The organism is Stenotrophomonas sp. STEN029, assembly GCF_056760015.1.
In genome coordinates this window covers 15923-27140 of sequence record NZ_JBRREC010000073.1, presented here as the reverse complement: position 1 = coordinate 27140, position 11218 = coordinate 15923, and the positions used below count along the sequence as shown (strand labels likewise).

At 63.7% G+C, this 11218-nt stretch carries 13 protein-coding genes; 5 read left to right on the top strand and 8 right to left on the bottom strand.

Annotated features, from left to right (window positions below; all coding sequences use genetic code 11):
- Positions 1-235: 235 nt before the first annotated feature.
- Positions 236-1618, bottom strand: a complete 1383-nt coding sequence (gene purB / locus ACVOLI_RS15225; protein ID WP_481615060.1) for an adenylosuccinate lyase — start codon at positions 1616-1618, stop codon at positions 236-238.
- A 203-nt stretch (positions 1619-1821) separates the two neighbouring features.
- Here purB and ACVOLI_RS15220 point away from each other — a divergent pair, with 203 nt between their 5' ends.
- The gene (locus ACVOLI_RS15220; RefSeq protein ID WP_481615059.1) at positions 1822-3231 is read left to right on the top strand and encodes a class II fumarate hydratase; all 1410 of its coding nucleotides are present in this window, start codon (positions 1822-1824) and stop codon (positions 3229-3231) included.
- A gap of 187 nt (positions 3232-3418) precedes the next feature.
- Here ACVOLI_RS15220 and ACVOLI_RS15215 read toward each other — a convergent pair whose 3' ends face one another.
- The 7 genes from ACVOLI_RS15215 to ACVOLI_RS15185 form a co-directional block, all read right to left on the bottom strand.
- A complete protein-coding gene (locus tag ACVOLI_RS15215) occupies positions 3419-3847 on the bottom strand; it encodes a hypothetical protein (RefSeq protein WP_481615058.1) in 429 nt (142 codons plus the stop codon).
- A 70-nt stretch (positions 3848-3917) separates the two neighbouring features.
- Entirely contained in the window at positions 3918-4514 is a 597-nt protein-coding gene (locus ACVOLI_RS15210; RefSeq protein WP_481615057.1) for a DUF2884 family protein, read from the bottom strand.
- Between the two features lie 29 nt (positions 4515-4543).
- Positions 4544-5368, bottom strand: a complete 825-nt coding sequence (locus ACVOLI_RS15205; protein ID WP_481615056.1) for a DUF4097 family beta strand repeat-containing protein — start codon at positions 5366-5368, stop codon at positions 4544-4546.
- 21 nt (positions 5369-5389) lie between these two features.
- Positions 5390-6370 carry an ABC transporter permease gene (locus ACVOLI_RS15200; RefSeq protein WP_481615055.1) on the bottom strand — a complete coding sequence of 327 codons (981 nt, stop codon included), beginning with the start codon at positions 6368-6370 and terminating at the stop codon, positions 5390-5392.
- The gene (locus ACVOLI_RS15195; RefSeq protein WP_481615054.1) at positions 6367-7236 is read right to left on the bottom strand and encodes an ABC transporter ATP-binding protein; all 870 of its coding nucleotides are present in this window, start codon (positions 7234-7236) and stop codon (positions 6367-6369) included. Before ACVOLI_RS15195 ends, ACVOLI_RS15200 begins: the two co-directional genes overlap by 4 nt.
- Entirely contained in the window at positions 7233-7595 is a 363-nt protein-coding gene (locus tag ACVOLI_RS15190) for a GntR family transcriptional regulator (RefSeq protein WP_282269510.1), read from the bottom strand. Before ACVOLI_RS15190 ends, ACVOLI_RS15195 begins: the two co-directional genes overlap by 4 nt.
- A 3-nt stretch (positions 7596-7598) precedes the next feature.
- A complete protein-coding gene (locus ACVOLI_RS15185) occupies positions 7599-7841 on the bottom strand; it encodes a hypothetical protein (RefSeq protein ID WP_481615053.1) in 243 nt (80 codons plus the stop codon).
- A 146-nt stretch (positions 7842-7987) separates the two neighbouring features.
- Between ACVOLI_RS15185 and ACVOLI_RS15180 the strand changes: the two genes are divergently transcribed.
- The 4 genes from ACVOLI_RS15180 (at position 7988) to ACVOLI_RS15165 (ending at position 11210) form a co-directional block, all read left to right on the top strand.
- A complete protein-coding gene (locus ACVOLI_RS15180; protein WP_481615061.1) occupies positions 7988-8536 on the top strand; it encodes a glutathione peroxidase in 549 nt (182 codons plus the stop codon).
- 85 nt (positions 8537-8621) lie between these two features.
- The gene (locus ACVOLI_RS15175) at positions 8622-9602 is read left to right on the top strand and encodes an FKBP-type peptidyl-prolyl cis-trans isomerase N-terminal domain-containing protein (RefSeq protein WP_481615052.1); all 981 of its coding nucleotides are present in this window, start codon (positions 8622-8624) and stop codon (positions 9600-9602) included.
- Positions 9603-9628: 26 nt separating this feature from the next.
- Entirely contained in the window at positions 9629-10978 is a 1350-nt protein-coding gene (locus ACVOLI_RS15170; protein WP_481615051.1) for a UDP-glucose dehydrogenase family protein, read from the top strand.
- Positions 10971-11210, top strand: coding sequence for a SlyX family protein (locus tag ACVOLI_RS15165; RefSeq protein ID WP_282269502.1), 240 nt, complete (start codon positions 10971-10973; stop codon positions 11208-11210). The genes ACVOLI_RS15170 and ACVOLI_RS15165 overlap by 8 nt, the downstream gene beginning before the upstream one ends.
- The last annotated feature ends 8 nt before the right edge of the window (positions 11211-11218 follow it).

The following is an 11218-nucleotide window of genomic DNA, read 5'->3' as shown; positions in this document are numbered from 1 at the left end:
TTATCCCCCGGCTTGGCGCTCTCTTCGGCGGACTCGTGGCTTCACGGGTAGCTCTTCCCGCTGGTTGGGGTGGCCACTACATCCAGAAGCTTGCCCTCATCCCAACCCCCGCTGCGCGCCCCGGCCCTTGCGCTGGCGCAAGGGCGTTCGAGCTGCAGCGAACCGATGGTTCGCAGCCTGCTGCTCTCACCCCGTGAACGGGAGAAGGGCTTCAAGCACTCAGCATTTCTGCGGCTCAGATCGCCTTGGCCAGCTCAGCTGCCAAACCGGCGTAGCCGCCCGGGGTCAGCTCACGCAGGCGCTGTTTGGCGTCGGCCGGCAGTTCCAGTGTTTCGATGAACGCGCGCATCGAATCGGCGGTGATGCCATGACCACGGGTTAGGGCCTTGAGCTGCTCGTAGGGATTCGGCAGGCCGTGGCGGCGCATCACCGTCTGCACGGCTTCGGCCAGCACTTCCCAGGCCGCGTCCAGATCGGCGTCCAGGCGCTCCGGGTTCACGGTCAGCTTGCCCAGGCCCTTGGCCAGCGACTCCAGGCCCACCTGGCTGTGGCCGAAGGCGGTGCCGACGGCGCGCAGTACGGTGGAATCGGTCAGGTCGCGCTGCCAGCGGCTGATCGGCAGCTTGGCACTGAAGTGCTCGAACAGGGCATTGGCGATACCGAAGTTGCCTTCGGCATTCTCGAAGTCGATCGGGTTGACCTTGTGCGGCATGGTCGAGGAGCCGACTTCGCCTTCCTTGAGCTTCTGCTTGAAGTAGCCCAGGGAGATGTAGCCCCAGATGTCGCGCGCCAGATCGATCAGGATGGTGTTGGCGCGGCGTGCGGCATCGCCGATCTCGGCGACGTTGTCATGCGGCTCGATCTGGGTGGTGTAGGGGTTGAACACCAGGCCCAGCGAGGTGACGAAACGCTCGGCGAAGGCTGGCCAGTCGATGTTCGGGTAGGACACGACGTGGGCGTTGTAGTTGCCGACGGCGCCGTTGATCTTGCCGGTCAGCTCGACCGCGCCGATCTGGCGGATCTGCCGTTCCAGGCGGGCGACGACGTTGGCCAGTTCCTTGCCCAGGGTGGTCGGCGAGGCGGTCTGGCCGTGGGTGCGCGAAAGCATCGGCTGTTCGGCCTGGGCGTGGGCCAGCTGGCGCAGCGAGGCGGCGATGCCGCTGTAGCCGGGCAGGATCACCTTGTCGCGGGCTTCGGCCAGCATCAGGCCGTAGGACAGGTTGTTGATGTCCTCGCTGGTGCAGGCGAAGTGCACGAATTCCAGTGCCGGTGCCAGCTCGGCGTCGTCCTTGAGCTGCTCCTTGATGAAGTACTCAACGGCCTTGACGTCGTGGTTGGTGGTGCGCTCGATCTCCTTGACGCGGGCAGCGTTCTCGACCGAGAAGCCATCGGCCAGTGCACGCAGCTTGGCCTTGCCGGCTGCCGAGAAGTCGGCCAGCTCGGTGATGCCAGGTTCGGCGCCCAGCGCCAGCAGCCATTCGATCTCGACCTTGACGCGGGCCTTGATCAGGCCGTACTCGGAGAAGATCGGGCGCAGGGCGTCGACCTTGCCGGCATAACGGCCATCAAGCGGGGACAGGGCGAGCAGGGCGGCTTCTTGGCGGGACGTATCCGTCATGGCGGCAGGCGTTGGGCAGTAGCGGGGCGCATATTCTACGCTGCCGGGGCAACGGCCGCTGGCGGGCCATTGAATCCCGTCGGCCGCAGGTGCCATCGCCGCACATGACGGGTATGGTGTGCGCAGCCGCCAGCCAGGGAAGCCTGCCCATTGCCAGCCGCAGCAGCTTCCTTTTACCCCAACGAAGATGTGCGGAGTTGATGATGAGCAAGGTTTCCAAGAGTGGTTTCCGGACCGAACACGACAGCATGGGCGAACTGCAGGTGCCCGCCGAGGCCCTGTGGGGCGCGCAGACCCAGCGCGCGGTCGAGAATTTCCCGATTTCCGGGCAACGCATGCCGCGCGCCTTCATCCGGGCGCTGGGCCTGATCAAGGGCGCTGCGGCCGAGGTCAACACCGGTCTGGGGCTGCTGCCCAAGGGTGTTGGCAAGGCGATCCAGTCGGCGGCCACCGAAGTGGCCATCGGCGCGCATGACGCCCAATTCCCGATCGATGTCTACCAGACCGGCTCGGGCACTTCGTCGAACATGAATGCCAACGAGGTCATCGCCACGCTGGCCAACCACGGTGGCAAGGCCGGCAAGACCGCGGTGCATCCCAACGATCACGTCAATCTGGGGCAGAGCTCCAATGACGTCATCCCGACCGCCATCCGCGTCTCGGCCCAGCTCGAGGTGATGGAATCGCTGCTGCCGGCGCTCAAGCACCTGCGCAAGACCATCGACAAGCGCGCCCGCACGCTGGGCAAGATCGTCAAGACCGGTCGCACCCACCTGATGGACGCGATGCCGCTGACCTTCGCCCAGGAATTCGGCGCCTGGTCGGCCCAGCTGGCCTCGGCCGAAGGGCGCATCGAGGATGCCTTGAAGCGCCTGCGTCGTTTGCCGCTGGGCGGTACCGCGATCGGCACCGGCATCAACGCCGATCCGCGCTTTGGCGGCAAGGTGGCACGGGCGCTGTCGCTCAGCACCGGGGTCAAGTTCGAGAGTGCCGCCAACAAGTTTGAAGGGCTGGCCGCGCAGGATGACGCGGTGGAACTGTCAGGTCAGCTCAATGCGCTGGCGGTGGCCTTGATCAAGATCGCCAACGACCTGCGCTGGATGAACTCCGGCCCGCTGGCCGGCCTGGGCGAAGTGGAGCTGCCGGCCTTGCAGCCGGGCAGCTCGATCATGCCGGGCAAGGTCAATCCGGTGATTCCGGAAGCAACGGTGATGGTGGCTGCGCAGGTGATCGGCCACCATGCGGCGATCACCGTGGCTGGGCAGACCGGCAACTTCCAGTTGAACGTGGCGCTGCCGCTGATCGCGGCCAACCTGTTGGATTCGATCCAGCTGCTGTCCAATGTGATGAACCTGCTGGCCGACAAGGTGTTCGTGGGTCTGGTGGTCAAGCAGGAGCGAGTGCGCGAGGCCTTGGCCCGCAATCCCATCTTGGTGACTGCGCTGAACCCGATCATCGGCTACGAGAAGGCCGCGGCGATTGCCAAGCGCGCCTACAAGGAGCAGCGGCCGGTGCTTGAAGTGGCGCTGGAGGACAGCGGTTTGTCCGAGGCCGAGCTGAAACGCCTGCTGGATCCGGCGGCGCTGACCCTGGGTGGCATCCACGACCATTGAGGCGCGTAGTGCCGGCCCAAGGTCGGCATTGCCTTGCTTTATCCCCTCCCTTTCGCGCAGCGAAGGGGAGGGCTGGGGAGGGGTTGGCTTTCGGCCCTTCGGATGCTGTTGGCGTCGCGGTTTACGCAACTCCTGCGGGAGAGGTTGCTGGGCAAGCCTCTGCCGAGCATGGGTCGGCACTACAGGCTCAGCGCACAGCGCGCAGGTTGGCCAGGGATTCGTCGTACTTCTCGAACTCGGGAATGTGCTTGGCCAGGTCCGGCGGGAACGGCGACTGGCCTTCGGGGATCTGCAGCGGCAGCGTGCGCTCCTGTGCGGATGCCGGATCGGCGTCCACCAAGGTGTTCTGGCGCAGGATCTGCAGCTTGACGAAGCTGGTCTGCAGCATTGCCTGCTGCTCGGCGTTCAAGGGGATGACGATGTCATCAACGCGCAGGCGTCCATCCGGCAGGATGTCCAGGTTGGGGTAGGGCGCGCGGCGGATGGCGATGCGCTCGAGGGTGACCTCGGCCTTGGGCTTGCTGCGCTCGCTGCGGTGCTCGGCGTACTTCTCGCGGTCACAGCCGGTGGCCAGGGTGGCGAAGGCAACGAGGATCAACAACAACAGTCTTTTCATGGCAGCAGGGCAGCAACGACGGGGGCGGTGCTTCTACCGCCCCCGCCAGAGTGCTGGTCAGGCCCCACTATCAGGGGATCTGGACATTGCCGTTGCCGTTGCCGTTGCGGCAATCGTCGATATCGCTCTGGTCCATCTTTGCGTACGGCTTGAACTCGGGCACCGCCGCAGCCAGTTGCTGCTGGGTGGCCATCAGCGCAGGCAACTGGTCGCAGATCTTGGCGGCGCTGGCCTTGATCTTGTCCGCCTCGGCATTGATGCGCGCTTCGATCTGCTCGGAGTTGCCAGAGAAGATGCCCTTGATCGCTTCGCCCGCAGCCTGCGCACCGAGGTTGGCCCCCTGCACACCGATGTCGATGCCGGCCTCGGCAATACCGATCACCTGCGTGCGGTAGCGCAGGGTAATCGCGCGTTGGCTGTCGTTGAGCGGGATGGAGGTACTGTTGATCAGCAGGTCGCCGGTCGGAGTGACCTCGACCTTGGCGCCATCGGAGCCAATGCTGATGTTGCCCTCCGCCATTTCCTTGCGGGCCTTGTCGGTCGCTTCGCGGACCTTGGCACCAATGGTGCTGTCGGTCGCCGGTGCGTTGGTTGCCGACTTTTCGCCACAGGCAGCCAGCGGGATGGCCAATGCAAGAGCAAGCAGGGGTGCGTTGAGGATCTTCATGGTGTGCGTTCCGTTGCAATTGGAAGGAATTAGCGTTTTTTGGGCAGATCGACGCTGCCGCTGATGCCGGAATGGTTCACCGAGCCGCTGCCGAGGCTATCCACCTTGAGGCTGGCGGCGCCACGGACGTCGAGGTCGCCCGAGCCCAGCGAGCCCAGGCTCACCGCGCCGCGGCTGTCGCGAATGTCGACGTCGCCCGAACCGATGCTTTCGATGCTTACCGCACCCTGCACACCGCGCAGCTCGACGTCGCCGGAGCCGACAGTGCCGACCCGGGCGTCGCCGCGGACGCCGTCGATCCTGGCATCACCCGATCCCACCGAAAGCACGTGAAGCGAGCCGATGTTGTGGAATTCGACATCGCCTGAACCCACTGCCGCCGTTGCCAGGCCCTTGATGTCACGCGCACTGACATCGCCAGAGCCCACGTCAGCGCTCATGCTCTTGGCACCGGCCAGGGAGGCATCACCGGAGCCGACCTTGAGCTGTACCAGAATGTCGTCCGGCAGGCTGCCGGTCAGGTCCAGATAGGCGTAGGTGTGACCCATGTTGATGTTCAGCCCCTGGCTGCGGCGTTCCAGCGTCACCACCAGCTTGTCGCCAACCTTGCGCTGGCTCAGCGAGAGCTGGTCCAGCAGTTCCTGGCTGGAAGCACAGCCGCGTCCGCTGACGGCCGCTTTTGCGCCCGGGCTGGCCTGCAGGCGCAGGTCATGGCTGTTCACTTCAAACATCACGGTCTTGCTGCTTCCCAGGTCCAGGTTCAGTGACTGCGGTGCGGTAAACGCGCAGGGCTGGCTGGCGAAGGCTGCGCCCGGCGCAGCCAGCAATGCGGCCAGTACAAACGTCTTGTGCATGAACATTCTCCTGATCAGAACTCAGATGTCGTCGCGACGACGGCGCAGGTAGATGGCGGCGACGATCAAGGCGATACCGACCACGGCGCCGATCCAGATATCCGGGTTGGAGAGTACCTTGCCCAGGCTATGGTGCTGCAGCAACCACTGCACCAGGTCGGCCGGGGTCTGCAGGTCTTCGCCACGGATGTTGGTGTCGGTCAGGCCGCGCGGCAGCCAGGAAGAGGGGAACACGCTGAGCAGGCCGCGGTAAGCAACGGTGTACCAGATCCAGCCCAGCGGCAGCTTCACGCCCGGCATCGCGCCGAGGATGCTGATCATGGTGCAGGCCAGCAGCGGGATCAGCACCGCCCACAGGAACGGCTTGGTCCGCACCAGCGCTGAGCAGAACATCAGCCAGCCGACGGTTGGCAACGCCCAGAGCAGGCTGACCGGAAGCGTGCTCAGGACCAGGCCCAGGATGCGGAACGGATGCGAGTGGGTGGCAATCGCCCAGGGGCTGGTGGCGCCGGCACCGGCCGCGCCCAGCATGGCCACTACCCACAGCACCAGGCCGACAGCCAGGCCGATGGCCATCGCGATCAGCGGTGCCAACACCAGTGCCCACAGGGCCTTGGACAGCACGGTCTGGGTGTCGGAGACCGGCAATGACTTCCAGAACAGCACGCTGCGGTCGCGACGGTCGTCGTAGAGGCTACCCAGGGCGTAGAAGAACACGACAAAGGCCAGGATCAATGAGGCCAGGAAGATGCCTGCCAGCAGCAGGCCATCGCCGAATGCGCCCATGACCTTGAGGTATTCGCTGACATCGCCGGTGTGGTTGATGCCATCGGAATTGCGGGCGGCGAACACGCCAATCAGCGCGCCGATGACGGCGAACAGGACGGCGATGCCGCCGGTGATGACCTGGGCCCAGACGAAGCCGCCCCGGTTTTCCCAGTACTCACGCTTGAGCAGCCATTTGAACTTGCCGAGCGGGGTGATGTGGTGAGCGGCGTTCATGCGTAGGTTCCCTTCATGGTGGCCACGAACAGGTCGGCCAGGCCGGGGGTGCGGATTTCGCCCATGGCGGCGAGTTGGTTGCGGTTGGCGCCATCGAACAGCAGCACGGTCTTGCCGAATGGCAGGGCGCGTTCTTCGATCGGACCAAGGGCGCGGGCGGCCTGCAGCGCGTCGGCCGAGGCCAATAGCTCGGTGTAGCGCTCGGCCAGTGCATCCATGTCGGAGGACAGCACGATCGAACCGTCGCGGATGAACAGCACGTCGGTCAGGATGTGCTCGACCTCTTCCACCTGGTGGGTGGTGATGATGATGGTCTTCTGCTCATCGAAGTAGTCCTCCAGCAGGCGCTGGTAGAACTCCTTGCGGTACATGATGTCCAGGCCCAGGGTGGGCTCGTCCAGCACCAGGATCCTGGCGTCGATGGCCATCACCAGGGCGAGGTGCAGCTGTACCACCATGCCCTTGGACATCTCACGCACGCGCTGCTTCGGATTGAGCTTGGTATTGGCGAGGAAACGCTCGCAGCGGGCGCGGTCAAAACGCGGATGCACGCCGGCGACGAAGTCGATGGCTTCCTTGACCCGCAACCAGCGCGGGAGCACCGCCACGTCCGCGATGAAGCAGACATCATTCATCAGGTCATCGCGCTGGCTGCGCGGGTCCATGCCCAATACCTGCAGGTCGCCGTCAAACGAGGTCAGGCCGAGCACGGCTTTGAGCGCCGTGGTCTTGCCGGCGCCGTTGGGCCCGATCAGACCGACGATGCGGCCCGGTTCGATGGTGAAGCTGGTGTTGTCCAGCGCTGGCTTCTGCTTGTAGGCCTTGCGCAGGCCCTTGGCGGAAACGACGGCTTCGACGGCGTTCATAGAGTGGTCCCCGGTGGCAGCAAATCTTCCATGGTCAGGCCCAGGCGCTGGATGCGCTCCAGCACGGCCGGCCATTCGTCATTGAGAAAACGATCACGCTCGTTGCCGCGCAGCTTCTGGGCGGCCTCCTCGGTCATGAACATACCAAGGCCACGGCGTTTCTCGACCAGGTTCTCGTCGGCCAATTCCTGATAGGCGCGCGAGACGGTGATCGGATTCAATTGGTACTCGGCCGCTACCTGGCGTACCGAGGGCAGGGCATCGCCCGGCTTCAGGATTCCGTCCAGCATCATCGCTATCACGCGATCCTTCAGCTGGCGGTAAATGGGAGCGCCATCGCTCCACTGGATATCGCTCATGGGTCAGCTCCGCGAATTCAGCTGTGCGAAAGAAAAATAAGGCATCGAAAGACTGGTCCGCATACGCCGGGCCGGTCGTTTCGTTTTGGGGCTTTCGTCGGCATCCTGCCCATCACCGCCCACCTGGGCTGCATAATCCCTGGCATCGGCAAGGCCGTTGCCGAGGGAGCTGGAGCAGCCCAGCAACAGCAAGGTGCCAGTGACCATCAGTGCCTGGAGAGCGTGTCTGCCGTGCTTGGTGTTCATGGGGCCCCTGTGTAGGGTGGCTGGTGTTGTATGCAACTATAACACCGACACGCCGACATGCAACTGGTTCTGACCAAACTAATGGCCTATGCCGCTCCAAACTTGCTTGTTGTGCCCAGGAGAAACCAGTGAACATTCGTAATTTATTGATTTCAATTGCTTTTGTGGCCGGCGTTGGAAGTGCGGCGGATGCGCTCGCAGGTCCGTTGCTGGACCGCAGCTACCGTTCGCTGGCCGGAAAAGACGAGGTGAACCTGAATCGCGCGTATGGCGGCAAGGTGCTGCTAGTGGTGAATACCGCCTCCAAGTGCGGGTTTACCCCGCAATACGAGGGGCTGGAGGCATTGCAACAGGAACTGTCGCCACGTGGTTTTGCCGTGTTGGGCTTTCCGTCCAATGATTTCAAGGGCCAGGAGCCAGGTAGCGAGGCGCAGATCCAGGAGTTCTGCACGCTTACTTATGGGGTGAAATTCCCCATGTTCGAAAAAGTGCATGTGATTGGTCCGGAGGCAACACCGCTGTACCAGGACCTGACCCGCCTCAGCGGCGTGGCACCGGGCTGGAACTTTCATAAATATCTGATATCACGCGATGGGCGCGTGCTGGCGCAGTTCCCGAGCAAAGTAAAGCCGGATGATCCGGAACTGCGCGCGGCGATTGATCGCGCGCTGGCCGCAGCTGCGCCACAGCGCTGACGTGCCTCGACATCTGCGGTGCGCGTGCGACAATATCGCCCCTCGCGCCGCCGGTGGCGTTTGTTCACTTCCAGGAATGCAGCGAATGAAGATGGGAAAGCGTGGCGCGGTTGCGTCGCTTCTGATTTTGGCGATGGCGGCCCCCGGGGTCGTTTTTTCGCAACAACCTGCCGCTGCGGCGGCGACCAAGGAGAAGTCTGTTTTGACCTCGGATCGTGAAAAGATTGGCTACGCCATCGGCATCGACGTGGCCAGCTCGTTTGAGCCGGTTGCCTCGGAAGTAGACGTGGCCGCAATGCGCCGCGCTGTTGAGAACGCCTTTGCTGGCGGCCAGCCGCTGTTGTCGCAGGAAGATGCGCAGAAGACCGACCAGGCATTGCGCACCGTGATGATGGCGCGTTCGGGCCAGCAGGTTCCGGGCATGGCGCCGGGCAGCGCACCGCCGTCGGTTGACCGCGAAAAGGTTGGCCTGATGCTGGGCAGCTTCGCCGTTGGCCCGTCGCTGGCACGCATCAAGGATGACATCGATCTGAATTCGGTGTTCCAGGCGATCAGCACCGTGTTCGCCAAGGGCACCCCGCTGATGACCCACGAGCAGGCGCAGGGCGTGCTGCAGGCATTCAGCGCCACCAAGGAAGCTGAAATGAAGGCTGAGGCCGGCAAGGCCGCCCAGGCCAATCGTGAGGCAGGCAATGCCTTCCTCGCCAAGAACAAGACCCAGCCGGGCGTGGTGACCACCGCTTCGGGCCTGCAGTACCAGGTGATCCGCGCCGGCAGCGGCGAGCGCCCGATGGCCACCAGCCGCGTGCGCGTCAACTACGAAGGCAAGCTGCTCAGCGGCGAAGTGTTCGACAGCAGCTACCAGCGCGGTCAGCCGGTTGATTTTGGTCTGGACCAGGTCATCAAGGGCTGGACCGAAGGCGTGGCGCTGATGCCGGTTGGTTCCAAGTACCGCTTCTGGATTCCGGGCGAACTGGCCTATGGCGAAGCCGGCACCCCGGGCGGTCCGATCGGCCCGAACGCGACGTTGAGCTTCGACGTCGAGTTGCTGGGCGTCATGCCGTAAGGCTGAGTTACGGAGTAGGCGCAACCATGCGTGTAGCTATTTTCGGAACCGGCTATGTGGGTCTCGTGACCGGGACCTGCTTGGCGGAAGTAGGGCACGATGTGGTCTGCGTCGATATCGACCAGGCCAAGGTCGATGGTCTGGAGCGCGGCATCATCCCGATCTACGAACCTGGCCTGGAGCCGATGGTGAAGGCCAATCACGCCTCCGGGCGTCTGGCCTTCACCACGGAAGCGGCAAAGGCGATCGACCACGGTGAGGTGATCTTCATCGCGGTCGGTACGCCGCCGGATGAAGACGGCAGCGCTGATCTGCAATATGTGTTGGCGGTGGCCCGTACCATCGGTCGCCACCTTGCACGGCCTGCCGTGGTGGTCAACAAGTCGACGGTGCCGGTGGGCACCGCTGACAAGGTTCACGCTGCCATCGCTGAAGAGCTGGCAGCGCGTGGCCAGGAGATCGCCTTCGACGTGGTCTCCAATCCCGAATTCCTGAAAGAAGGTGATGCGGTCGCAGACTGCATGCGCCCGGATCGCATCGTCATTGGTGCCAGGAACGCACATGCGGTGGCGGTACTGCGGCGACTGTATGCGCCGTTCAACCGCAACCGTGACCGCGTTGTGGAAATGGACGTGCGTTCGGCCGAGCTGACCAAGTACGCCGCCAATGCGATGTTGGCGACCAAGATCAGCTTCATGAATGAAATCGCCAATATCGCCGAGCGCGTAGGCGCCGATATCGAGCAGGTGCGCCAGGGCATAGGCTCTGATCCGCGCATCGGCTGGCACTTCATTTATCCAGGTGCTGGCTACGGCGGCTCCTGTTTTCCCAAGGACGTGCAGGCGCTGGCGCGAACCGCCGCGCAGCACGGTCACCAGCCGCAGCTGCTCAATGCGGTGGAGGCGGTGAATGCCGCCCAGAAAGGCCATCTCTTCGAGCTGATCCAGCGCCACTACGATCGTGGTGAAGATGAAGGCGTGCGCGGCAAGACCTTCGCGGTGTGGGGACTGGCATTCAAGCCGAACACCGACGACATGCGTGAGGCACCGAGTCGGCGCGTACTGGCGCAGTTGTGGGAAGCCGGTGCCAAGGTGCAGGTGTTCGATCCGGAAGCCATGGACGAAGCCCGCCGCGTTTTTGGCGAGCGTGATGACCTGGTTTTCTGCGATTCCGCATTTGCCGCGCTACATGACGCAGACGCTCTTGTGGTGATCACAGAGTGGAAGCAGTTCCGCAGCCCGGACTTTGCGCGCATGCGTGAAGCGCTGGGTGATGCGGTGGTATTTGATGGCCGTAACCTCTACGACCCGGCTGAAATCGAAGCCGCAGGCCTGGCGTATTACGGCATTGGTCGAGGACGTTCCGTACATGCATGAATCAACTCCCGAGCAGCGCGAACAAGCGCTGGAAGCACGCCTGGTTGAACTGGAGATGCGTGTTTCCTTCCAGGAGCAGGCGTTGGCGGAAATGAGCGAAGCGTTGGCTGATGCCCGCATGCAGGGCTCGCGTAACGCTGATCTGCTGCGCCACCTACTTGATGACCTGGGCAAGGTGCGCACGGCGTTGTATGCCGACGCCGCCGATGAACCACCGCCCCCGCACTACTGATACTTCCC

Excerpts from the sequence above, each read along its gene's own strand:
- purB (WP_481615060.1), bottom strand. The coding sequence starts at position 1,618 with ATGACGGATACGTCCCGCCAAGAAGCCGCCCTGCTCGCCCTGTCCCCG.
- ACVOLI_RS15220 (WP_481615059.1), top strand. The coding sequence starts at position 1,822 with ATGAGCAAGGTTTCCAAGAGTGGTTTCCGGACCGAACACGACAGCATG.
- ACVOLI_RS15215 (WP_481615058.1), bottom strand. The coding sequence starts at position 3,847 with ATGAAAAGACTGTTGTTGTTGATCCTCGTTGCCTTCGCCACCCTGGCC.
- ACVOLI_RS15210 (WP_481615057.1), bottom strand. The coding sequence starts at position 4,514 with ATGAAGATCCTCAACGCACCCCTGCTTGCTCTTGCATTGGCCATCCCG.
- ACVOLI_RS15205 (WP_481615056.1), bottom strand. The coding sequence starts at position 5,368 with ATGCACAAGACGTTTGTACTGGCCGCATTGCTGGCTGCGCCGGGCGCA.
- ACVOLI_RS15200 (WP_481615055.1), bottom strand. The coding sequence starts at position 6,370 with ATGAACGCCGCTCACCACATCACCCCGCTCGGCAAGTTCAAATGGCTG.
- ACVOLI_RS15195 (WP_481615054.1), bottom strand. The coding sequence starts at position 7,236 with ATGAACGCCGTCGAAGCCGTCGTTTCCGCCAAGGGCCTGCGCAAGGCC.
- ACVOLI_RS15190 (WP_282269510.1), bottom strand. The coding sequence starts at position 7,595 with ATGAGCGATATCCAGTGGAGCGATGGCGCTCCCATTTACCGCCAGCTG.
- ACVOLI_RS15185 (WP_481615053.1), bottom strand. The coding sequence starts at position 7,841 with ATGAACACCAAGCACGGCAGACACGCTCTCCAGGCACTGATGGTCACT.
- ACVOLI_RS15175 (WP_481615052.1), top strand. The coding sequence starts at position 8,622 with ATGAAGATGGGAAAGCGTGGCGCGGTTGCGTCGCTTCTGATTTTGGCG.
- ACVOLI_RS15170 (WP_481615051.1), top strand. The coding sequence starts at position 9,629 with ATGCGTGTAGCTATTTTCGGAACCGGCTATGTGGGTCTCGTGACCGGG.
- ACVOLI_RS15165 (WP_282269502.1), top strand. The coding sequence starts at position 10,971 with ATGCATGAATCAACTCCCGAGCAGCGCGAACAAGCGCTGGAAGCACGC.